14 protein-coding genes are annotated in these 23678 nt (G+C 53.1%); 2 read left to right on the forward strand and 12 right to left on the reverse strand.

Features of this window, described 5'->3' with window-relative positions; translation table 11 throughout:
• Positions 1–639: 639 nt before the first annotated feature.
• Genes ACLD72_RS20770 through ACLD72_RS20800 form a run of 7 tightly spaced genes read right to left on the reverse strand, consistent with a single transcriptional unit; the run spans position 640 to position 14866 of the window.
• Positions 640–4026 carry a GAP1-N2 domain-containing protein gene (locus tag ACLD72_RS20770; protein WP_410999418.1) on the reverse strand — a complete coding sequence of 1129 codons (3387 nt, stop codon included), beginning with the start codon at positions 4024–4026 and terminating at the stop codon, positions 640–642.
• A 2-nt stretch (positions 4027–4028) separates the two neighbouring features.
• Complete coding sequence (locus ACLD72_RS20775; RefSeq protein ID WP_410999416.1) at positions 4029–5285, reverse strand: TRAFAC clade GTPase domain-containing protein; 1257 nt, start codon at positions 5283–5285, stop codon at positions 4029–4031.
• A 33-nt stretch (positions 5286–5318) separates the two neighbouring features.
• Positions 5319–5966, reverse strand: coding sequence for a beta-mannanase (locus tag ACLD72_RS20780; protein ID WP_410999414.1), 648 nt, complete (start codon positions 5964–5966; stop codon positions 5319–5321).
• A gap of 20 nt (positions 5967–5986) precedes the next feature.
• Positions 5987–7279 carry a vWA domain-containing protein gene (locus ACLD72_RS20785; protein WP_410999412.1) on the reverse strand — a complete coding sequence of 431 codons (1293 nt, stop codon included), beginning with the start codon at positions 7277–7279 and terminating at the stop codon, positions 5987–5989.
• 43 nt (positions 7280–7322) lie between these two features.
• Positions 7323–9692 carry a transcription initiation factor TFIID gene (locus ACLD72_RS20790; protein WP_410999410.1) on the reverse strand — a complete coding sequence of 790 codons (2370 nt, stop codon included), beginning with the start codon at positions 9690–9692 and terminating at the stop codon, positions 7323–7325.
• Positions 9692–13081, reverse strand: coding sequence for a tubulin-like doman-containing protein (locus ACLD72_RS20795; RefSeq protein WP_410999408.1), 3390 nt, complete (start codon positions 13079–13081; stop codon positions 9692–9694). The genes ACLD72_RS20790 and ACLD72_RS20795 overlap by 1 nt, the downstream gene beginning before the upstream one ends.
• A 12-nt stretch (positions 13082–13093) precedes the next feature.
• Complete coding sequence (locus ACLD72_RS20800; protein WP_458476127.1) at positions 13094–14866, reverse strand: vWA domain-containing protein; 1773 nt, start codon at positions 14864–14866, stop codon at positions 13094–13096.
• 376 nt (positions 14867–15242) lie between these two features.
• Between ACLD72_RS20800 and ACLD72_RS20805 the strand changes: the two genes are divergently transcribed.
• Positions 15243–16196: a hypothetical protein gene (locus ACLD72_RS20805; protein ID WP_410999404.1), complete on the forward strand. Its 954-nt coding sequence runs from the start codon at positions 15243–15245 to the stop codon at positions 16194–16196.
• Positions 16186–18243, forward strand: coding sequence for a hypothetical protein (locus ACLD72_RS20810; RefSeq protein ID WP_410999403.1), 2058 nt, complete (start codon positions 16186–16188; stop codon positions 18241–18243). Before ACLD72_RS20805 ends, ACLD72_RS20810 begins: the two co-directional genes overlap by 11 nt.
• A 368-nt stretch (positions 18244–18611) precedes the next feature.
• On the opposite strand, the gene ACLD72_RS20815 is transcribed toward ACLD72_RS20810, so the two are convergent.
• Genes ACLD72_RS20815 through ACLD72_RS20835 form a run of 5 tightly spaced genes read right to left on the reverse strand, consistent with a single transcriptional unit; the run spans position 18612 to position 23657 of the window.
• A complete protein-coding gene (locus tag ACLD72_RS20815) occupies positions 18612–18827 on the reverse strand; it encodes a hypothetical protein (RefSeq protein ID WP_458476128.1) in 216 nt (71 codons plus the stop codon).
• A gap of 56 nt (positions 18828–18883) precedes the next feature.
• On the reverse strand, positions 18884–19954 hold the full coding sequence (locus ACLD72_RS20820) for an NAD(P)-dependent alcohol dehydrogenase (RefSeq protein ID WP_410999400.1): 1071 nt from the start codon (positions 19952–19954) through the stop codon (positions 18884–18886).
• 35 nt (positions 19955–19989) lie between these two features.
• Positions 19990–21672 carry a glycoside hydrolase family 13 protein gene (locus tag ACLD72_RS20825; RefSeq protein ID WP_410999398.1) on the reverse strand — a complete coding sequence of 561 codons (1683 nt, stop codon included), beginning with the start codon at positions 21670–21672 and terminating at the stop codon, positions 19990–19992.
• Between the two features lie 33 nt (positions 21673–21705).
• Positions 21706–22641, reverse strand: coding sequence for a ribokinase (rbsK, locus tag ACLD72_RS20830; RefSeq protein WP_458476129.1), 936 nt, complete (start codon positions 22639–22641; stop codon positions 21706–21708).
• 11 nt (positions 22642–22652) lie between these two features.
• The gene (locus ACLD72_RS20835; protein WP_410999394.1) at positions 22653–23657 is read right to left on the reverse strand and encodes a LacI family DNA-binding transcriptional regulator; all 1005 of its coding nucleotides are present in this window, start codon (positions 23655–23657) and stop codon (positions 22653–22655) included.
• Positions 23658–23678: the final 21 nt, after the last annotated feature.

A 23678-nucleotide genomic window follows, 5' to 3' on the forward strand; every position in this document is an offset into this window, starting at 1 on the left:
TTTTTGTGAAAATTACCTTTTCCCCTTCCTTGCTGGGAAGTGGCTGTTACAGTCGTGTCTACTTTTTAGTCTACATCCAAATAGCGGTAATTTAAGTCGTTATCTTGATCACTTTGCCCCGCTCTCGTCAAATAGCGGAACTTATTGTTCCTATTTGGGGGCCAAGATGGAAAAAGGGGCCCTTGGGTCCCCTTTCACCAACAATAGCGGAAAAGAATTCCCCTATTTCATCTGAACTCCCTACTTTGCCGAAGATAACGCCCTTTTTTACCGCTATTGCCCTGGCCTGCGGCGAGGTCTTTGTCCTACTCCCGTCTGGCATGGGGGGTACGATAGAATGGGGAGTACAATGGATCGGGGCTTGCGAAAGGCGGCGAAATGCAAAAGTGCAGGCGATTTTCGTCGAAATGACTCGAAACGGGTGACTCAACTGCAAAAGTGCAGTTCATTTCCGATTATAAGCTACTTTTTTATCCAATAGCCGGAAATGAGATGTATTTTTGCATTTCGCTCGCACTTTAAGGGCTTTTTTCGGAAAATCAACTGCATTTTTGCAGTTGATTTGGTCACGCCACCCATCTGAATCCTCAACCTGGCTATATGGCCACACTTCTGCAGCACGCCCGGCGAATACAATTATTATTCCGGAGATTCTGCCGGATTCATCTTTGACTCAGCCTCTTCGCGAGTGATGGCCGTAAACTGCTGATCCCCCAACTTGATCAGGCTGCCTGCCGGCACATCCAGCTTCATGCCCAGGGAAACCGCAACACGATACGGATACGCGGACCCCTTCATGCCTTCGTCCCCAGCCCCGGTAGACTCGTCGAACTTGGAATTGGAAACATCGTCAAGCTGATCGGTGCCGGAAGCGCCGGAGGGGTCAGTCACGGCTTTATTGGTTTTGCCGGCCGGATCGGTCTCGGTGTTATTAGTTTTATTGTTTGCGTCGGCTGCACCAGTTTTATTGGTTTTATTGCTTGTATCGCTTGTATTGCTTGTATTGCTTGTATTGCTTGCATTTCCTTTATCGTTCTTTTTACTTTTATCGCTTGTATTGGCTTTATTGTTCGTATTGGTTGCATCCGTTGTACCAGTTGTGTTGGTCTTGTCCGCTGCATTGGTGCCGCTAGTTCCACCGGTTGAATCGGCCTTCTTATCTCCGGATTGTCCGGCGTCCTGGTCCCCTGCCATTCCCTTCACATTTTCCTTTGTTTTTCCGCTTGTATTTTCCTTTGCACTTTTCTTTGCATTGTCCTTCGTATCTTTCGCAGCGTCTCCTTCATTTCCCCCTGCGGCATCCCCTGCATCGTCGCTCTTCGCTCCATCTGTTCCTGCGGCTCCGCCGGACACGTCGCTCGGGTCAACGGTACCCGAATCTCCGGCACCGGGACTTACAGCGGTACAACTGCTTGCGTATTTCAAATTCGTAAATTGTTGAGCGGCCTGACCTGGAGACTCGATTGTCAAGGCTGACGGAACAAGGGCAGTACACTGCTCCACCCCAGGGAACAGAAATACGAGTGAAGTTGTCTCCGTACCGTCGTCGCCCATCACATTGTCGGCATATACAAGCGCCTCTGGTTCCTCTACCTGAGCCGGTGGCTGTGTTGCCTCAACAGACGCTTTGGGCCCCAGCATCCCTTGCTGCTGCATCACGATTAAAATACCGGCAATCACAACGAGGCCGCAGGCCAGGACAATCATGGTTGCGCTGACTTTTTTCCCGTTTTGGGCAAAAAATCGCTTCAGCGGAGGGGAGAGCGCAAGACGGGCCTCAGCAAATACCTTCGCCAGCGGCGCTCCCGCTTTCTCGAAGTAAAGGGTACGGTATTCCTTACTCTTAAATGCGCTTCTGTCATGCTTGTCAAAATACGCTATCAGCGCCGCGGTGTAGGCTGGAACAAGCCCCCCGGACTCGGTAAAAAACGGATGGCCTTGCGACCAAAGCATAAACTCGTAAACCGTTTCCCTATCCTTGGCATGCTGCTGAAGATACTCCAGCACTTGATCGTATTCGGCAAGCCCGGATTTAGAATCTTGATAAAAAGCAAGCACGATTTTTCCAAATTGCGTCAATTCGATACTGGATCGCAGCCACTCGCGTCCCAGCTCCTGTACCCGCTTCATGTCGCCCGGGGACAATTTATGAAAAATATCCTCCATCGGCTCGCGCAATGTAAACCATTCGTACAGCGCCTGCAGTATGGCGGCATGAGCGCGCTGCCGGCCCTCAAGCTGCAGCCCGGCAAAAGCGTCCGCTCCGCCTAAAAATACGGCGGACACCACCTGATCCTGGGTCAGCTTGTCCGGCTCCAGTTCATTCAGCAGCAGGTTTTTGGCGGCAAGTGAGAGACGCTCCGCCAATTCCGAATCCGCCAAGGCCATTCCGCTGTCAGGCAACGGCGTTCTTTCCCATTTACGGATATTTTCCAAGGCCATGTGTACGGCAGACAGCAAGCGCTGCTGCTTGCGAAGCTTATCCGTAAGACTTTCAATCGCATATTCCTGAAAAGAAGCGTTCCGCAGCAAATCCGGATGGACGATCGCCCAGCTATGCACGATGTTCAGAACTTCCTTGGGCCCGTGCGCTTCCGCAAACTTGTTGCGGATGTAGGGTTGAAACAATCTGTCGGATAGCTCGTCAAGCTTCAGGACCGTGCCAAAAAAGGCTTTGCTCAGCTCGGGCTGGCTCTCAGCCAAAGCGTACAAGGCATAGGCAAGCTCCGTCTGCCCTTCCGTCAGCGCGTTGTTAATCGCAAGGATCAAATAATTGACCAGCTTGGGGCCATAATTCCGGCTATCCAGCCGGTAATAATCCCTGAAGCATTCCACGACCGCCAGCTCGGCTATATTCTGCTGTTTTATCCAGTCAAATTCCCGGTCAAAGGCGGCAAGGAATATATCGTTCAGCCGCAGGCTCGAATCCGGGGCGCCCGCCGGCTCCAAATAACCAAGCAAACCCCGCAGCACGGTTAATTTATGATTTTCATATAAATCCCAATGTCCCGTTTCAATCTGATAAAACACACACAGCTCATGGTAACCGGACAACAAAGCCCGGCTCTGCGGCTCCCTGGCCGCAAGCATCTTATCCGCAAAGCGATGAAAGTCCTGCAAGCTTTCCAGCTCGTCTATCTTGCTCCAAACAAAATCGAGGTAAGGCTGTCTGCCGTCATCCATCTCATCCTGCAGCAGCCGCCCGGAAGCGAGATCAAATACATATTCCTTTTCGATTTCCCGGTCACCCGGCCGCAAACTCCCGCGCTCCACGAATTGCAGATGAATGTGTTTGCGGCTCTGCGGCTCCTTGGCGTAAGTGAGGAATCCGAAGCGCCGGCGCAGTTCGAACGGCAGACTGGCGAACAGCACTTTAAGCAGCGCCGCAGCGTATTGCGTAATCTGCTCCGCCGGAACATCCAGCGCAACATATACCTTTTTTCTGCCTTCCCCAACCGCGGTCATGACGGCAAACAACAGCTGTTTAAAGCTTTTCTTGTCCATTTTCAGCTCATCTAGCAAATCGCCCGCCGGCATACTGGATGGACCGTTCTGCTGAAGCAGCGGGTTCCGCTTACGCTGTGGGAGATGCTCCAACTCCGGCACCACCTGGCCGATTTCTTGAAAATATTTTTCGGCATAATCCGCTTCAAAATAACGGCCGAAATCGGTGACGATCTCTTCCCGCCGCGCGGACGGAATCACGTAATTATGGGTAAGAAACGCGCTGCGCAGGCCGGTAAAATCCACCGGCTGATAAATGCTCCGTCCCAGCACCGTATCTCCGCCATCGGTATGGAACAAATGGATCGCCGGCGGATAGCTGCCGGCCTCCTTCTCGCCCCGGGAAGCCAGTTCCGCAGGAGCGTCGTATACGCAAAATGGATGGAGCTGTTTCTTGATAAACACGGAGTCCAGCCCATCCGATGCCGCAACCGTATCAAAACCTTCCGTTCCGCGAAATAACCCGCTCCGCTCTCGGGTATAGATCTGCTGCTGAATCATTGCGGGAGAAGCTTGCTTCACGATCATTCTCTCCCCTCGATGTAATTCAATTTATACAGCAGCCAAATGAATGGCTCATCCACGCGAATCGGCTGCACGACATTTTGCAGCTTCTGGTCAATCGGATTGCTGCCAAGCGCGGATACCGCGAAATATCCCGTGTTTTTGAAATATACGTCCATCGTACCTTTAAAAGGCCGATCCACTTTCTCAATAAAACGGCGAATTTCGCCATCGATATTTTCAAATTCGGTCACATTAAAATATTTACGGTGCACCACATGGTTAAAAATATTGCTGTTCGACTTGATATACTCTCCCTCTTCATCCTTCAAGGCGTGCAGCATATCGCTTTTCGTCAGCACAACCGCGGTCGGGATGTCCGTTTTCCCCTTATCTTCATAAGCGATAAAATCTCCGAACATTGTCAGCACCACATCGCGCGGTTCATCATATTGCGATACCCATTCGCCCGGTTTGTCTCCGGCATTGATGCGGATTTTCTCGCGAATGGAGCGGATTTGCAGCGGATCGACCATAAACAGCAGGCCTGAAGAGTTTTTGATATGCTGTCCCTGTAAGCCAAGATAGTCCTGATCCACCATACCTTCTCCCGCCACGTCAAAGAAAACCAGTGTTAGCGGAGGCTTCGACTCATCCTTGAACACAAATTGAAAAATAAACGGCTCCTGCATCTTCTCTTTCTGGGTCGATGGCAAGAGTTCACCGCGCTCAAACAGCGGCTCTTCATAGATGGTCCGGAATTTACGGCTGATTTCGGCGTTAAGCGGCATACAAGCCGCATCAAAATGATCCGCCGTCGTATTTTGCAGCGTGTGAATCAGCGAAGTCATATAAACGGATTTCCCCACCTGGGAAGCTCCAATGATGGAAATAATATTGCTGGGCACTTTGCCCGCGGTTACCGGCAGCTCGTTATGACAGTGCGGACATAATCTGCGCCGGGTCACTTCCCCATAGCGGTCGTTTAATCCGGTCAGGACATGATCCGAATAGATCAAATGCTCTTCCGGAACGTCCTGGGGGCGCAAAATCGCCTCAATCTCATAGACGGTATCGAGACCAAATCGCTCCCTGTATTTATTCAGCGCTTCGTCCTCGCCAAGCGCGTAATCCTCATCGTCTTCACGATAATGCGTCGCCCTGAAGACGACTTCATCGGGTGTGAATTTACTGAAGCAATAAGGGCATACAATATCATAAAATAACGGCCGCGCTTCGGCTTGGGGTTTCTTTTTAAACAAATCGAACAGACCCATCGTGTTCTTTCCTCCTCCTCGCTCGCAGTACAGTTACTCCGGAATCAGCTCATACAGTCTTCCGTATTTAGGGCCGTCGGTAAAAAACAGCCTTACGTAATCGTTTTTCCCTACCTCGATCGGAGGCAAGGTGCTTCTGCCCGGCGGGAAATCCCTTAGAAAAGGATATACGGTCCCGTCGGCTGTACTTACCGGATAATTGCCCTGCTTTTTTACATAACAAAGCGCTTCTTTCGGAATCTCCACTTCCGCGAGCACCGAGATTTGCACCGTTTTATATTTGCGCAGCAGACCGCTTTTATGAGAGATGGAATAGCGGATTTTGGCCCGCCCTGTGCTAAACTCCACGGTGTTCCGCGCGTCGGGCTGATCGATCAAACGTTTGTCTCCGTCTTCCATCATGCAGGCATAAACGGTATAGGCGACGAGTCCAATCGTGTCGATCCGGTCCACATATCCTCCCGCCGCTTTGTATTCTTCACGGGTATACAGCTTCAATCCGGCGGCAGAAGGGGGATTGCGATACTCCCCCTGCGGCTCCCGGTCGGCAGACCACTTGTCGATATAAACCGCCTGTATTCCTTCAGGCCAGTGCCACTGCAGCTTGCAGCGATCCTCATCGATTTTGTAACTAAGCTGTGTGATGAGCGGCAAGCCTTCTTCCGCCTCGACGAATCGCATCGCGTTGCCCCCTTTGCCTTTTAAAATCCGCTATTGCGCCGATTTCGGGCAGGCTCCTGATATCCGGCCGCGCCGTTTTGAACAGCAGCCCCTCTGCGGCGCATAGCAGACCGGAAACCGTCCGCCGGGACCGGTACGGCAAGCGTGAACATCGTCATCACGGCGGCCAGCACGAGACAGGCCAACAGCCGGATCATCGTGTCTCCCGGTTGCCATCCGCCGAGGCCCCACTCCAGCAGGATGCCCGCAAGCAGTCCCGATACGGCCCCGCCGATCGTAAAGCTTTTCGCCAAATGCCGGTTATCGAACATCATCCCCAGCGCCAGGCCAAGCAGCGCACCGAGTCCGAGCACAAACACGATTCTCAGGATCATGTAATACGGGCTATTTTCCATTGTTCCGGTACGTTCCGTCACTAAAGTGCGTTCATCCCGATTGTTGTCGTATATTTTCTGGAACACAAAAGTCAGATTGGACGCATCCGCCACATCATAATATTGTCCGCCGGTCTGCGCAGCGATGTCTTGGAGCAGTGCCGCCCCCTCTATATTACCTCCCGGCGCGCTCAGGCCAAGACCGATCGTATTTACGGCCACGCCGCGATCCTGGTAGTCGGCGAGCACTTGCGGCAGGTTAACGGAGCTGACCCCGTCCGACAGCAAAATCGCCATCGCTCCTCTGGACCCGGGCTGCCCTTTGATCTGTTCCATCGACGCCTGCAGCGCCTCGCCGATATCCGTTCCCGCATTCGTCGGTTCAAGCGCATCGATCGCGGCGTTTACTTCGTTTTTTACACTCTGATCACGGACACGAACAAAAGGCTGAATGAGCACGGGCTGATCATCGAAACTGATGACCGCCACCTGCTTGCCGCTATCCATTTGTCCGACCAGGGATTTTGCCGCTTCATAACGGCGGTCATCCGGATCGGTCTCCTGCATGCTCCCGGAATTATCAATAATCAGGACAATATCTTTCACCGTTCTCGCCCGTCCTACATTGAGCTCATATAAAAACTCAAAGAGCGCTCCCGCGAGCAGAAGCATGACCAAGGTCACCGGAACGAGCAGTTTCCATGAAGTACCGACATACCGCTGCCTCCATGACGCCCCGCTCAGACGGGGGGAGATCATTTCCGCAATCAGGCAGAATAACCCGACGGACAGGGCCAAAATGCCAAAATAAAGCCCCACCACGACAAATCCGGGCAGCCTGCCCAATAGTTCGCCAAGCAGCAGTTCACCGATCACAGCCCCAACCGCTCCGCCGATGAGACTGAACAGCACCAGGAGCCAGTTTATTTTACGCTGCATTTAAAGCACTTCCTCTCTACAACTTTTTTCGTGTGTTACGAGGTCAACAGAGCTCTGGCAGCCTGGATTGGTCGATTCCGTGAAACTCGTACCCGTTCTTAAGATAAGTCTCATAGTATACTTTACCATTCACGTAATACATCAGGTCTTCGGGGTGGAAGCCACCCATCAGGTTCAGCTTCTCTACGCCGCTGCTGCGCTTCTCGTGCACACAGCCAAGCTTATAAATCCTTGACGATTCATCCGCCTGAAAAATATGCTGCACAAACTCGCTCGTAAAATCGCCAAACACGTATTTTTCCTCGTAGCGGTGCTCCTGGGTGTAATCGTACAGGCGAAGCTGGATCGCGGCATTATCCTCCAAGATGCGGTACAGCTTTTTGAACAGCTCCTCCTTGGTAAGCACGGACCTGTTGCCGTATTCTACCGTCACATTGGCGCGCTGGAGCAGTTCCTCCTCAAATGTGCGCGAGAACATTGGCGACGCTAAAATCGCCTTGCGGCAAACTTCGATGAGCCGATCCGCCAATCCCTCGATCCCATGGTCCAGCAGACGGCGGGAATCCCCCATCGTACTGTCCGCAAAAAACGCCTGCTTCCCGCGTTTGCTCTCCCACTGCTCCATAATGTCGGCGGTGACTCGCTCATAATACTCCATAATATTCTGGCCGATATAATCATCCGCGGTCTGGATACTGCCGAGCGTCGTGTCGCGAAGCAGTTGTTCCATCGTTTCAAGCTGCGTGATCACGGCGCGATACCGGTCATGCAGTTGCCGAATCGCTTCTTCAAACTTGGCGATCAGCATCAGCTTCGTTTCCAGCAGCAGGATATCCCTTCTTCGGGAATAAACCTGGTCAAACAAATAGCGGATCAAGCCCCGTAAATTATGCCGGTCCATCATCGGCAGGCGCGGAAAGCCCTGCTCCTCCACCCGGCCCTGGCGGAATTGCTCCAGCTCGGCTTTGGCCGATGCCAGCAGCATCTCCGTTTCCCTGCGACCGTTCCTCAGCTGATCCATAATTCCCGAAGAGCCGCCGTCCGCCTCATCCGCGGTCCAGGCCGCCAGGGAATAGACCTCAACATCGGGATGCTGGGAAAGCGACTGCTTGATCGCCGCGTCGAGCCATTCGCCGGCCCGGAATTCCTGCAAGCGGCGCGCTGCTTCCTCCTGGAAGTTGCTGCGGAAGAAGGCTTCCCCGCCGCCGCCGAACAAGGCTTCCTCGGCTTCCTTCAGTGACAGTTTGCGGATTGCCGCATAGCTAATATCGTTCGTCATCAAACCATGCATTTCGTTCAAGCGTTCCTCCGAGGGCGTCAACTGCAGAGAAGCGCGATCCAGGGCCGCTGCATCCACTCCAAAAAAGGCCAGCCTCTCCGCCGCCGGTAACGCCGGCTCCTGCTTCATTCTCGTGAGCAATCCCCTGTAGAAATGATACAGCACGGCCAGCGCGATCGACTGGTTTGGACGCTTCACCTTGGACAATCCGGCCGAGACAAAACCCTGCCGCCCGGATTCGGTCATGATGTTGTTTTTGAAGGAAGTATTGTTGTAAGCCGCATTGTTCGCCTGGAACATCTGCTCCTTATACTGTCTGTTCTTAAGCAAACTAATATGGGATATCGCCTCATAGCAGCCCAGCATCCCCTGGCTTGAGGCAATTCCCCGTTCGTCGCGGTCCGATAAAATATAGACAAGATCAAACAAAGGCGAAGCCGGATGCGAAACCGGAATCGCCAGCCCATCCTCAGTAACGTGAAGCGGGGCGGTCAATGCGAAATCCGGCTGCTGCATCAAGTTCAGCTCACGCAAAAAAGCGACGCCAAGCGAACTGCTGAATCCAAAAGCTTCGGCTCCTTCCCGTTCATTGATCAAGGCATACAAATCCAGTTGCACCGCCTTGAACGACTGGCGGAATATCGCTTCCGCGAGCAGCGATATTTCCGGAACCAGCACATTAAACGGATCGTCGACCCGCGTAATGATCGAGAGACGAACGCGATCAAAGGACGGATACAGCCTTCCGTACTCCGCCAAAGCTCCGCTGGCCTGCCGTAAAATTCGGTTTAGCTCCAGCAAGCCCTGCGCATCCGCATAGAACTGCCGGTACAGGTCAGGGCGCAGCGTATGCGAGTTCGCCTCCGTTTTCACCTTCACCGGAAAATGATACTCCAACAGACGAGCATTAGCAGGCTCCTGCGCGGAGCCTGCGTACAAATAAATCAATCCCTCGCTGTTTTCCCATCTCTTCTCGTTCATCCGCATGATCGGCTCGATGGCCTCACGGCTTTTGTCTCCGATAAACAGAAACACGGCGGGATAATGAATGCTGCTCTGGTCATCGCCGCCGGTAAGCCGTTCTTCGGAACGGTCATACTCGGCGGCGAACTGCTCTAGCTTCCGTCTAACCATTATTTCAGCCTTCTGCGGATGTCGTTCAGCTTCGCGGCAATCTGCTTGTAGAACTGATACATATCGTCGCCGTTCGCCAGCGCCGCTCTTTCATATTCCAGCGAGTCCCGCCCCTCAAGGAATCGTGCGGCCAGCTCATCCAGTGTTTGCAGCAATGGCTCGATATTCTCGGACGCCGTCAGCTCCGCGGCACGGCGCGACGCTTTGCGCATCAGCGCGCTGCGGCTCTTTTCATCCAGGCCTCTGAAATGAGCAAACACATCGTACTCCACATAATTCTGGCTTTTCATCAGGTTGGCAAAAGGCTCCCAAGCCTCTTCCTCCGGATCGCGGTCGTATACATACAGCGCGCCTTTTTTCGTCACCGTGCCGGTATACAGCGCCTCAATGAACTGCTCAAGCCACTTCTCCTCATCCTGATGCTGCTCCAGCACCGCATCCAGCTTCGCCGCCATCGCGGCGATTTCGTCATACTTGGCGATCTCCTGGCGCACACCGGCAATCAGCTGCGGCGAACGGATCAAATTCTCCTTGGCCATCTCTTCATGGATGCTTCCGAAGATATCCTTAACGCTCTCCTGCGGAAGTCCCTCCGCAAGCAGCCGTTTCAGTTCGGCGGCCGCCCGTTTCACTTCGCCCAAATTCGGCTTTGCGGCATCAAGGCGCATATCGTACGCCGCCAGCTTATCCTGCAGGGAGAACGGCTTTGTAAAGACGGCCGAATAGCGGCTGCTCGTATTTTGATCCGCGTCTTTTTCCACGATAACCCTTAACGCCAGCGCTTTGGCAAATTCTTCACGCACGCGGGAATTATAGGTTTTCACGCGCGGGTTGACGTAAGTTTCGCCCCAGGACTTCTCGGGAATCGGCGACGGCAGGTAGGTCCAGTTGTTCTTTTCGGTCTGCACCAGATGGCGCCCGATGCCTTCCTTGTCGAGAATCGTCCGTTCATAGCTTTCCTCATAAACCTTAAGCGGCGTGTAGACAAACAGCGGCACCCCGTTGCGTGTGTTCAGCCAGAAAATGCGGTTTTTCACTTCACTTTCCTTCACCGTGAAATGAGACTTGCCGATCGCATTGTTCTGGTAATTGCGAATCCCCTTCAGGATGCTCGGCGCCTGCACCGGAACGGATACAAACCCCCAGGAAGGAAAATGCAAATTGCCTGTGCTGTTCGACAAATGGAATACCGGAACGGCCTCTTCATCCAGCTTGCTGGCGATATGGCGCTCGACAAACTTCTCGATCGGCTCATCCTGTCCGTACTTGATGATCAGGAAATCTTCCATCGATTTCGTAATGAGATCGCCGAATTTCTCCGAAAGGAAATCGGAAATGGAGCTGACGATATCGATTTCCTGCTCTTTGACCCACTGGTTCGAGTTGTCCAGCAATTCCGCCGCAAAATCGCGAATGAGATCGTCGACATCCTTTTGCTCCATAATGCCGCTGACCACTTTGGAAATATCGGGCACGCTGACGATGTTCCAATAGTAGGTTTTGTTGCCCTTATGATCCACCTGCTCTTCGCCGCTCGTCAAAATGTCCCCGTTCTTGGAGAAAATCGAGCTGAGCGCGTTCAAGATTTCCGTGAATACGCTATAAATGCGGTTGTTTTCCCGGTTCAGCAGGTCGTACAGGTCCTCGTAAAATTCGATCATTTGCTCGGTGCGCTCGATATCGGCATGGAGCCAGTATTCATTGATTTTGGCTTCAATATAGGCGTTTTTCTTCTTCTCCTTGGATACGAACGCGCTTTTGGCGTCGCCCAGCTTCTCCCCGGCATGATCTTGCGCCGCTTCAATCTCGCGGGGAATCCTGAGCAGATTCTCGCGCAGCGTCTCAATGTAGGAGAGCAGCATCTTCAGCAGGCAGAAGCCTTTTTCCGTATGAATCAGCCTGGATACATAAAACGGCCCCTGCTCCGGATGCAGAAACTGCCGGCGGATCTGGTCGCTGAATTGCTCCAACAGCTCGCCCGGAAGCTGCTTTTTCACCTTGATGTACTCTTCTCTGGCCCGGGCCAGGAAGGATTGCTCCAGCTCCGTATCCAGGTTCACGACCTGGGACTTCACGACATTGGCATAGCTCAGCCGCTCGCTGTTCTCGTAACCCGGAAGCGGTTCGGGCACGCGGGCTTCGAAGGTTTTGACGATGCTGTCCAGATCGACGCCCAGCTTGCGGGCAAACTTCTCCACTTCCTCCTGGGTCGGAGCCTGATGGAACATTTTCTCCATCTTGTCGAACAGACGATAGGCCAAATAGGTCGTCATCTCTTCGATCGGCAGCACCGCCGAGGAGGCCCCGATAATGTTGTATTCATAATTGGCCGGATAGGCCTTGTTCATTTGCGCGATATTCGTGCGGATATTGCTGATATAGTCATGGATGGCGAATTCCTCGCCGGACTGCTTTTCCTCACTGGCCATAAAGTTCGTAATGTTCTCGGCGGTTACGTTCATACAGTAGTCATAGGCGTTTTCCAGCAGCTTGCCCTCCGTATTGGTCGCCGAGATCAAGTGGCATAGGTTAAACGGAGGCAGCGGAGAGTTGACGTTCAAAATATTGCCGTACTGCTGCTTGAATCTTTCGCCGCGGTGATCCACATTCATCCAGTAATCAAGCTCTTTCAGCGCGGCGTAGCCGTTTTTCTTAATGTACTCGCGCGTGTGCTCGCTAAGGCTTTTGTTGGACAAATTGATATCCGGTGTGAACAAATAGCCCAGGGTGTTCACCCGGTCAATCCCGGCGGAGCCGTGATCGCGCTCGATAATGCCCCGTACGATATAAGCGATATCGAGGAAGCAGCCGCTGCCCGTGCCGCCGGACAAGCCGGTAAGCAGAAACACCATCAGCTTCTTGTTGGTGCCCACGGATAAGGTTTTAATTTTCTTGTCGATCGCCTGCACGACCTGGTTGATCTTCGTGAACAGCAGCAACCGTCCGGCCTGCCGGACCCCCGCCGCGCCGTTCATGCCGTCGGTGATGCTAAGCTCGGGCGACAGCCAATCCGTAATGTACGGCTCCAAAATACTGCGGTTTTGCAGCAGGCCGCCGATCTCCGGGTTGGACAGCAGCACGAATTCATTGATCGGATCGAGGCCGATGCCTTTGTACCGTTTGCTGCGATCCTGCTCATTGGTCTCAAACGCGAGGAATTCCACATTGTCCGGCTTATCGCGTTTTTTCTTGGACAACGGATCTTCCGGCAGCCTGAATCTGCGGTTAATTTGATATTTCAAGCGCAGCAGGGCATCGATCCCGGTTCCGCCAAGACCGATAATGAGGATCGGATTGTCAATCGTATCTACTCGAATTTTATCGCTGACGATCCCTCCGCCAAGTGAAACGTCCAATTGCTGAATATGCTCTCTAACGATTGGCTTCATTTATTTGTCCTCCTAAATTAAATACTCGATAAAAATCGTTTTGTCGATCTGCTGCAGTGACAAGGATACGCGATCGCCGCTCTTCAGCTCAAGCCCGGCTGCGGCATCCACGGCCCGGCCGGATTTCTCGAGGCGCGCGTCCGAGGCGTTGCGCAGAGTGATGCGGTCTCCCTTGGCCGGCGTGAACACAATTTTCTCCGTTTCCTTCAGTTCGGGCGCCAGCTGCAGCAGCTGATGGAGATTAAACTTGCCCTTGAACGCGGTAAGCTTCTTATATTGCGGGAAGGATTTCTCGCTCGTATTCTCGTCGCGAATTTCGATGACGATCTGGCCGACGAAGCCGCGATTTGCTTGCTTGACCGCGCCGGCAATAAAGTAGGCGGCTGCGGCGATCACGGCCAGAGCCACTGCCGACCCGACAATGATCAGCCAAGGGAACGGCTTCTCATCGCTTCCTGCTGCCGGATTAGGATTAGTAGGCGCGGTCGCTCCTCCGGCTTTATCTTTGGCGCTCAGCGACACCGGATCGGTTTCGCGGTAGAAGCTTTTTTCCTCGGCGCGAACCTTCAATTCATAATCGTGGGCTTCGGCAAAACTGAACGTTCCTTCGAATCTGTCCCCGGTATTGTTCAGTTTGATTTCTTCCGTATTGCCGCTATCCAGATCCTTTACGATGAGCGCGGCGTTCATGTTCTTGTACAGTTCGTCATTTTGCAGCTTCTGTCCATTGCTCGTCAGATACGCTCCGATGTTCACCTTATCGCCCGGCTTGTAGCTTTTTGCGGCGATCTTATCCATCTCCAGCTTGAGGTCGTAGTTAAAGACGAGGTTGATGTCGATTTTGTCTTTGGCCGCTCCCTTCACTCTGAGCTTCCAGTCCCCCTCGGTCGGAGTCAGCAGCTTAATCAGGGAATAACTCTTCGATTTGGACAAAATCACGTCGTCCGAAGGTATCGCCACCTTATCGCCGGAAGGGTTGACCAGTTCCGCCTCGACCGGCTTGGACGACATAATGGAAATATTGGCCTCGAGCACGTTGGCGTTAGGCACGTTCACCGTAACGTCCTGGAAGCTTCCGGTGCCTGTCATGCTCTGGATGGGTACGATTTTGAGCTTCAAATGACTGGCGAAGATTTCACTAAGGATTTGCGGAAGGTCATCCGCCGAACTGGTCGAGAACGATTTGGCCCCTGTCTGATTGGCCAAATCCGCAAGCGGCGCCTTGTTCAGCTTGCCGTCCGCGTTAAGCCCGATCGTATAAATCGGAATGCCCGCCGCCTTCGCTTGATCAACGGCCTCGCCAAGCTCCCGGTCGGACTCGCTTTGCGTCCGTCCCGAGCTTTTGTTGAAATCGTTGTTGCCGTCGGCCAGCAGCACGATCATCGGCTCGTGCCCCGGTTCGGCTCCGTTTTGCAGCACCTTCACCGCCTCGCGAACGCCCACGGCAATATCGGTGTAGGGTCCTCGGTCCAGCCCATCGATAAAGTCTTTTAAATCCTGCTTATCCTCCGGAGACCCGATCTTCAGCAGCGCCTTTTCCCGCTGAACCTTATCCGTAAAGGCCACAATCCCTACCTTGTCGCCTTTCGTGGACAGCATGTCGATAAACATCTTCATCGCTTCATTTCCGACTTTATTCGTGTCGCTCGTATTCATCGAGTTGCTTATATCGACAACGAGCACAGCATCGATAGAAGAAGCCTGCTGGGCCTGAGCTGCTTGCGCGGCCGCCGCGGTGCCGGCCATGGCGATGCCGGCATAGGACGCCAGTAACCAAAAGACCATCAAAACCGTTAATATACGTGTGGATTGTCTATAACAATGCTGCATAATATTGCCCCTTTATTTTAGATATAAAAGCGTAGAAGTGAGACAGTTCCAGATATATACTATACTAATGATAATGGATAATCCTTAAGAAAAGGTTACGAAAAAACAAGATCGCACCGCCATAATGCACCAAAATCCGCCGGACAATCGTCATCCTCAACATTAATTACGAAAGGAACCGAAATATGGTTACATACGGATGCCTTGCCTTGTTGTTTTTGTTTGTCATCATTAAGTCCCATATCTACTACTCTCGCAGACAGCAAATCGTTGCGCCGCAGGAGCTCGACAGAAGACTGCTCAAATTAATTAACGATGAAGAGAGAGAGCTATGAACAAGAAAAAAACGGTTATTCTGCACCCTCCATTAAAGACGAAATATGCCTACGAAAAGTTAAGATGCTGCAAATATTGCCAGAGCTATACCGCGCTAAATGAGGAAAAGTGCATCGTTTGCGGGAAATCCGGCCTTATTCCGGTTGCGGAGAAGGCGCGTCAGGCAGCGCGGCGCACCCAGCACAATGATCTGCTGCTAGGCTTATTTCTCACGCTGCTTGCTGTTCTGTTCAGCCAGACCTTTCAGCTTATGGCTATTTCGGCCGCGGCGGGGATTTTACTGTCCGGGCTGCTCTATTGGGTTCACCGTAAAACTCTCCACAGCCGCATTTCGATCGAGCTGAGCGAGCTGTTCCGGCGCGATCGCGATAAAATCGCTGCGGGTCTGGTCCGTAATCTCGAAACGGCCGCCACGCATGAAGAAGAGAGCCGATCCTACGAAATGATGCGGGAAGTTGCCGTTATCGTCCGCAACGATCACATCCGCAAGCTGCAGCTGATTCTGTTGCAGTCATTTGTCTTGAGGAAAGATATGGAGCTGGAACTTGCGCCTCTCCTGCTGCAAGATTTCGACCCCGATCTGGCCTCCTATATTGGCGAGCTTGCCAAAATTAAACGCGAACTCATTAAAGACAAAACTTTTCAATATGTTATCAAATATGAGCAGCAAATTCTGGCAATGGAACGCGGAGAAGACATCCTGGCCGGGGTGGCTGGAGCCGCTGTTAGGTTAAAACGCTACGTTCTAACCTATTCGGACTTCATCGCCCGTTATGCTCGCAAGCTTCCCAAGGACCGTTTCCTCCGATTATTCCGGATGATTGCCGATTCGCCCGATCAGGATTGGGGAGAGCTTATGGCCGAGACCGCCCGAATTCATCAGGAGAAATACCAGTGGGATGCCGACTTTCAACAAATAAAGCCGAGGTCTGCCGCCTATGACGGTTAAAAGATGGATAACCCTGCATCATCTGCTCATTCTGTTGTGTTTAATGATGATTCCTTTGCTGATCCACAAGGGCATCGGGATCTCTCAGAAGCTTGCCGCCATTCAAACGGCGGAACGCTTGTTCCAGGAGAGGCAACTTGTAGAAGCCGAGGACTGGTACCAAAAGGCCCAGGTTAACAGGAGCATACGCTATAAGGAGGAGCTTATTTCCTCCCGGCTGAAGGAGCTTGCTCCCATTACTGCCATGAAAAACGATTTGGGGAACATTGCCGATCAGGCTTCCCGTGCGGATCACGAGCGTGATTTCGAACTTCTTATGAAGGCATACACCAAACTTCAACAGGTGCGGAGTCGTTATATGACGCCGGAAGGGCCTAACAGCGGCTATTACCGCCAAGTGTCCGAGCATTACGGCATTCCGCAGAACTTCACCGGTTATTTTCAAAAATTTAAAACGCTGTTTCTGCAGCAAATGGAACAAAATCTGGCCGGTGCGAGCTATGATGATGAATCTTTTAAGCGGAATCTGCTGCGAATTCCCGGCGGCCTGTTCGGTACGGAGCAGGAATGGCTTGATGAGTTACTGACAGCTTTCCAAAAATATGACGAAACCAAGCTGACACGCATGGCTGCTAAAGGGCTCGTCAAATCCATGCTGAGCGATGCTTCCTCCATGCTGGCGGAATATCAGTCAAATAACCTGGAAGCCCCATGGATCATTTCCAATGCAGATCACTTGATGGAAACACTATTGCAAAGTGACTGGGCCAACGATGACTACGCCGCTTTCGCCATGCACGCTAGGCAATACGCTACATTCGCTAACTCTGCCGATCCGGAATCCAAGGTACTGTCCTTGACTAAAAGCCGAATTGACGAGTTGATGCAACGTGCCGGGAAAAATGCGGCAAACGGCGATTATCAGGAGGCGATCGATCTTTACACGGCCATCGGCCACTATCAGGATACGCAGGCGGAAATCAAGGCGGTCGAGTTGGCCTGGACTTTGGCTGAACCGGTCCGGATGCTTCCTTCCCCGGCGGCCGGAAGCGGCTATGTGCATATCGTGAGCGGACGCGACCGTTTCGGATCGAAGGTTTACGTAGCGGCGACCGACCAGAACAATAAGCTTTATTTTGGCCGGATGAACGCGGAGGAAAGTGTCCAGATTCTGTCCAACCAAGTCCTGTCTGCACAGGAGCAGATCCGTACTATTGCGTTCGATCCAAATTTAAGTACGGATAGTAATCCCGTTATCGCCATTGAAGCGGCATCCGAGGCGAGAAACGCCCGCTATTCCGCATTTGAAGTACGGGAGAGCAGCATTACGCTCCTTTACTCGATAGAGGGAGACAGCTTGACCATACAGCCGGACGGAACGCTTCATGTGGTGAATCCGGTTGGCGAAGGGGAAGGACAAACGGCGATATTCGTCCGTTCCGGCGATATTTATCAGTTCGCGGGCATTATGCAGGATATCCTGGACATTTCCGCCGACAGCGTCATCCAGTATCCCAACTCGCTGGTCCGCTTCACCTGCACCATCATCCGCTCCGAAGCGGGAGAAGCGCTCTGCATGGGCAGCAATAGCCTAATCCTGCTAAGAGGGGATTTCTCACTTTCCGCTGACGAAGCGAAAGTAACCGTAACGGGACGCTTCAAGCAGTACGCCGAACAAACTGTGGATGAGCAATTAATAGGACAAATCGAAACGGCGCTGAAGGGACAAACCGGCGGGGAAACAAGCGGACCAAATGAAGGACAGGTAGAGGATCGGGTTGACGTACAGATTGGGAGCCAAGTTGAAGATCAGGTTGATGGACGGGTCGCAGGAACGGGAGACGGACAGATTGGCGGGCAGGCTGCTGGACAGGTTGATGGAACGGGTAATGGGCAGGCTGCAGGTCCGGGTGAAGGAGCGGGTGAAGGAGCGGGCGACGGGCGGGCTACAGGACCGGGTGAAGGAGCGTCGAATGGACTGCTGCAAAGCATTACGGAAGGAAAACAAATATGGGTTCCCGTTGTCGAGGCAGAAACGATCCGGTAATCGGTACATTGTCGCGCTAACGGTTGTGGGCTTATTTGGGCGAAAAAAGCGAGATTCTTTTTCTAACGGTTGTGAGCGAGCTTATTTAGGCGAAACAGCCCTTTTCCCTAAGAAAACACGGGGAATAAGCTCGACCGCAACCGTTACATCTTGCAGATCCCCGTTTTTGCCCAATTAGCGGCGCTCACAACCGTTAGAATTTTCGCGTCCACCTGTTAATGAAAACATAAGGACAAAAAATGTCGTTATTCCGGCGATATCCATCCATATGAGAGAAATAGAGGAAATTTATGTCGCTATTTTCCCCGGTCGCAAGGAAATGCATGCGTTCTGGTGCATTCATAGGAAAATAAGGACAAAAAGTACCGCTAAGTTGGATCAACTTGCCTGCTCCGGATAATAAGAACATAAATTTCCGCTATTTTTAACGGCACAGCCGGCGACGGGCCACCATCGTCGTTCCAGAGGCTGACGGCGGGCAGCTTTGTCATTTCTGCAGCCAACGGCGGGATCGTCTTCATCGTTGCAGCAGCCGGCTGCAAACCGGCGATTTCCAGTGGGCCGAGCCCCCTTTCAACAGACAAAAAACACCACAGCAAAGAGGTCTTCTCTCTACTGTGGTGTGCCCATATAACTGATATTAGTTCTCCCCAAGCTCCCCGCCGCCGGGGTAAATCATCACCTTGACGCTGGTTTCTTTGTTCGTCCTTGCCAGTTCAACCGCGTTTTTGATGTCGCTCAGCGGGAATTTGTGCGTAATAATCTTGCGGATATCCTGGTTGGAGCGGCCTAAAATCTCGATGGCGGCCGGGTACGTATTGGCGTAGCGGAAAACGCCGCACACATCAAGCTCGGCGTCGATCAACGCCCCGATATCGACCGGCACGGCATCCTTGACCGGCAAACCAACCAAAACGATCCGTCCCCCGCGCTTCGCGAACCGGATCGTGTCGGCGATAGCGCCGGGATTTCCGGAGGTCTCGATGATCAGATCGAAGCCCTCTCCCCCGGTCAAGAGCGCCAGCCGCTCCTCCAAGCCCCCCGGGGCAGACGGATCAAACACCTCCTGAGCTCCCATATCCAAAGCCAGCTTACGGCGAAACTCCACCACGTCGCTGCCGAAAACCTGAGAGGCGCCGAACATTTTAGCCGCCTCCAGCGCCAGCAGCCCGATGGGGCCTAGCCCGAGGACCAACACCCGGTCGTATGGCTGAATCCGACCCCGCTTTACGGCATGGAACCCGACCGACAAAGGCTCGAGCAGCGCCCCTTCCTCGAAGGACATCTCCGCCGGCAGCGGAAACAAAAAATCGCTGCGGACGGTCGCGTATTCGGCCCAGGCCCCGTCCACCGGCGGGGTGGCCATAAACGCGACCTCAGGGCAAAGATTGTAGCGCCCGCTTTTGCAATACGCGCATTTTCCGCAAGTGACGCCCGGCTCGACGGCGACCCGGTCGCCCGCGCGAACATTGGTCACCCGCTCGCCCGTCTCCACCACCACGCCGGCCAACTCGTGACCCAAGACCAGCGGCTGCTTCACTTCATAGCGGCCGATCCGCCCATGCTCGTAATAATGCACGTCCGAGCCGCAAATCCCGATACAGTGCACCTTGATCAAAGCTTCATCCGGTCCCGGCTTGGGAACGGGAATGTCCCGTACCTCCAGCTTAAACGGCGCATCCAGCACGGCAGCATTCATCATCTTCTCCATCACTCGCAATCCCTCCTAAATGGGAGCTAGTTTAACTATCGCTCCAGTTGAAACACAACCGCTTCATAAGGACGCATCGTGAAGCTGCTCTGCTTCCGGTCCGTACGGTCCGGGTAATTGGAGAGCACAGCATCCCGTTTAAAACCTGCAAACTCCGGTGGAACGGTATATTCCGGAGCATTGCCGTAGAAGTTCAGCACGATCAGGAATGTCTGTCCTTCAAACGTGCGCGAATAGACGAAGATTTCCGGGTGCTCCTCCAGCCAACAGTCGTATCTTCCGTAGATCAGCGCCTCGTTGTCCTTACGCAGGCGAATCAGCGCTTTGTAATAATTCAGGACCGAGTCCGCTTCCTGAAGCTGCCGTTTTACGTTGATTTCGTGGTAATTGGGGTTAATGTTGATCCAAGGCACGCCGGTTGTAAACCCGCCAAACAGTGAATCATCCCATTGCATCGGCGTGCGGGCGTTGTCGCGGGCCCGGAAAGCGATCCTGCGCATCGTTTCCTCGACGTCTTTACCGTCCATCAAGCGTTCGCGGTAGAAGTTGTAGATTTCCACATCGCGGTAATCGGTCAGTTCCTTAAACACGACGTTGGTCATGCCGATTTCCTGTCCTTGATAAATAAACGGCGTGCCTTGCATCAGCATAAAAAAGGTAGCCAGCATCTTGGCGGATTCCTTCGGGTAGTTCTCGGGATCGCCAAAACGGGAGACGGAACGCGGCTGATCGTGATTTTCCAGGTAGAGCGCGTTCCATCCGATGCCCTCCAGCCCTGTCTGCCACTTCTTCATGATCGCCTTCAGCTTTGCCATCTCCCAAGGCCCGAAATCCCAGCGGCCTTCCGGACCGAAATCGAGATTGACGTGTTCAAACTGGAAGATCATGTTGAATGCCCCGTTCTCTTCGCCGATCCAGCGGTCGGCTTCGGAAATCGGCGCGCCGCTAGCTTCCCCCACCGTCATAATATCGTAGTCGGCAAAAGCTTCGCGCTTGAACAACTGCAGGAAATCATGGATTCCTTCCACATTGCGGTGCCCGTCCATGGCATCCACATACCGCAGCTTGTGCGGGTTGGGCATATCCGGCAGCCCCGGCAGCTTCTTAATGTGCGTGATCGCGTCGACCCTAAACCCATCGATGCCCTTGTCCAGCCACCAGCGGATCATGTTGACCAACTCCTGGCGGACTTGGGGATTTTCCATGTTCAGATCCGGCTGTCGCCGCGAATACAGATGCAGGAAATATTGTCCGGTCGTCTCATCGTATTCCCAAGCCGAACCGTTAAACATCGATTCCCAGTTGTTCGGCTCGGCCCCGTCCTTGCCGTCCCGCCAAATATAATAATCGCGCTTCGGGTTGTCCCGGGAAGAACGGGATTCGATAAACCACGGATGCTCGTCCGAGGTATGGTTCAGCACCAGGTCCATAATAACTTTCATACCGCGCTCATGGATGCCGGACAACAGCCGGTCAAAATCTTCCATCGTGCCGAATTCGTCCATTATGTCCTGATAATTGCTGATATCATAACCGTTATCGTCATTGGGCGATTTATAGATCGGACAAATCCAGATGACGTCAATCCCCAGCTCTTGCAAGTAATCCAGCTTGGAGATGATGCCGGGAATGTCCCCGACGCCATCTCCATTCGAATCCATAAAGCTTCGCGGGTAAATTTGATAAGCGACCGCTTCTTTCCACCATATTTTTCGCATTTCGGTTTCCCCCATAACATCTTCATCCAATATTCAGAACGCGCTTGCGAGGAACAGGTCGACCTCCGAAGCTTCGGGCATCCCGTTTTGGGCTCCGAATTTGGTGACCGCCAGCGCCGATGCGGCGACCGCATATTCAGCCGCCTCCTTGATGCCTAAGCCTTTGGCGATGGACACCGCAAGCGCCGCGTTAAAGCAATCCCCGGCTCCCGTCGTGTCCGAGACCTCCATCTTCCTGCCGGGGATATGGAACGTATGGCCGGACGCATTCATGTGCACCACGCCATCCGCCCCAAGCGTAACCATAATGGAGGGAAGACCTTTATCGATCATCCTCCGCATGGCGGCATAAAGCGCATAGAAATCGTTTTCTTTCAAAATCTCCGGCATTCCCGCCAAAATGGACAACTCCTGGCGATTTGGCGTTAACGAGTGCAGCATCGGGTAAATTTCTTCCGGCAATGGCTGGGCCGGAGCCGGATTCAGGATGATTTTTTTGCCCATCCCATGCGCGTATTTAATGCACGCCACCACCGTGTCCAGCGGAATCTCCAGTTGCAGCAGGACAACATCCGCCCGGTCGATATGCGACTTGCGCTGCGCAATATCGGACCAGGTGATTTTTCCGTTCGCCCCGGGTACGACCACAATCCGATTGTCCCGGTCGTGGACCCAGATCGAGGCGATTCCCGTCTTCTCCTCCGGCATCACGTTCAGCGCCTGAACAATGGAATGCCGTTTTAGTTCCTGGAGCATCTGCTCGCCAAAGCGATCTTTTCCCACCGCACCGATAAAAGAAGTTTCCATGCCAAGCCGGGAAGCCGCCACGGCCTGGTTCGCCCCTTTTCCTCCGGGCAAAAGCTTGACCCCGGCCCCCATGATCGTCTCTCCTTTTTCGGGAAGAACCGGGGTCTCTATGACAATATCCATATTCATACTGCCGATCACGACAATATTAGGATTTTGCATGCCTGCCATTGCTACTCACTATCCCTTCGCGTTGAATCCCTGATGATTAATGACACGTTGATCTCGATGACCTCGGAGTCGAATTTCGCATCCCGGGCTTCGATCTGTTGTACCAGCGTGCGCGCCGCCTTTTCTCCCATTTCGTAAATGGGCTGGGCGACGGTCGTCAGTTCGGGTTCGATGATTTCGGCCAGCTTAATGCCGTCGAACCCGCATACGGCGATGTCCTCCGGCACCTTCACGCCCTTCCGGTGAAGCGCCTTAAGCGCGCCGATCGCCATAAAATCGTTGCCGGCAAAAATGCCGTCAATGTCGGGATGCCGCAGCAGCAGCGTTTCGACCGCCTGCATCCCGCCTTCCAGTTGAAAGTGGCCGGGCGCCATTAATGAAGGGGTGTACCAAGAAAAAGATTTAACATAGTCTTCGTAACCGTTTAGCCGTTCCTGGGCGGTGACGATTTCCTGTGGACCATAGATGTGTGCGATCTTTTTGCAGCCTATGTCAAGCAGATGCTTTACGGCAAGCTGGGCTCCCTCGTAGTTGTTGCAGCGGATTAACGTGCATTTTCCCGTATCGGACGAACGGTCCAGCACCACCACGGGAATATTGTCCCGGCGAAGCTTGTTCAGTTCCTCCTGCGTCAGATAGTTGGAGGCATAGATGATCCCGTCGATGCGCCGCTTGCGCAGCGCCTCCAGATAGCTTTTTTCCTTAAAGTCACGGTTGTCGGAATTGCAGAAGAACACGGTATAACCCCGCTGCTGGCAAATATCCTCCACGGCCCGGGCCAGTTCGGAAAAAAACGGGTTTGTAATATCAGGCAAAATTAGAGCGATCGTAGGCATGCTGTGATCCGCCAACCGGCGGAATATCAGCGGCTCGTACCCCAACTGCTCCATGGCATCCATTATCCGCTGTTCCGCCTGCTTGCTGACATATCCATTTTGATTGATCATGCGGGATACCGTCGCAATTGATACTCCCGCCAGTTCCGCCACATCTTTGATCGTCGCCAAGTTTCAACACCACCACATAGT

It is taken from the genome of Paenibacillus lacisediminis (assembly GCF_046567315.2).

Excerpts from the sequence above, each read along its gene's own strand:
- rbsK (WP_458476129.1), bottom strand. The coding sequence starts at position 22,641 with ATGCAAAATCCTAATATTGTCGTGATCGGCAGTATGAATATGGATATT.
- ACLD72_RS20825 (WP_410999398.1), bottom strand. The coding sequence starts at position 21,672 with ATGCGAAAAATATGGTGGAAAGAAGCGGTCGCTTATCAAATTTACCCG.
- ACLD72_RS20780 (WP_410999414.1), bottom strand. The coding sequence starts at position 5,966 with ATGCGATTCGTCGAGGCGGAAGAAGGCTTGCCGCTCATCACACAGCTT.
- ACLD72_RS20805 (WP_410999404.1), top strand. The coding sequence starts at position 15,243 with ATGAACAAGAAAAAAACGGTTATTCTGCACCCTCCATTAAAGACGAAA.
- ACLD72_RS20790 (WP_410999410.1), bottom strand. The coding sequence starts at position 9,692 with ATGGTTAGACGGAAGCTAGAGCAGTTCGCCGCCGAGTATGACCGTTCC.
- ACLD72_RS20800 (WP_458476127.1), bottom strand. The coding sequence starts at position 14,866 with ATGGTCTTTTGGTTACTGGCGTCCTATGCCGGCATCGCCATGGCCGGC.
- ACLD72_RS20795 (WP_410999408.1), bottom strand. The coding sequence starts at position 13,081 with ATGAAGCCAATCGTTAGAGAGCATATTCAGCAATTGGACGTTTCACTT.
- ACLD72_RS20775 (WP_410999416.1), bottom strand. The coding sequence starts at position 5,285 with ATGGGTCTGTTCGATTTGTTTAAAAAGAAACCCCAAGCCGAAGCGCGG.
- ACLD72_RS20785 (WP_410999412.1), bottom strand. The coding sequence starts at position 7,279 with ATGCAGCGTAAAATAAACTGGCTCCTGGTGCTGTTCAGTCTCATCGGC.
- ACLD72_RS20820 (WP_410999400.1), bottom strand. The coding sequence starts at position 19,954 with ATGGAGAAGATGATGAATGCTGCCGTGCTGGATGCGCCGTTTAAGCTG.
- ACLD72_RS20810 (WP_410999403.1), top strand. The coding sequence starts at position 16,186 with ATGACGGTTAAAAGATGGATAACCCTGCATCATCTGCTCATTCTGTTG.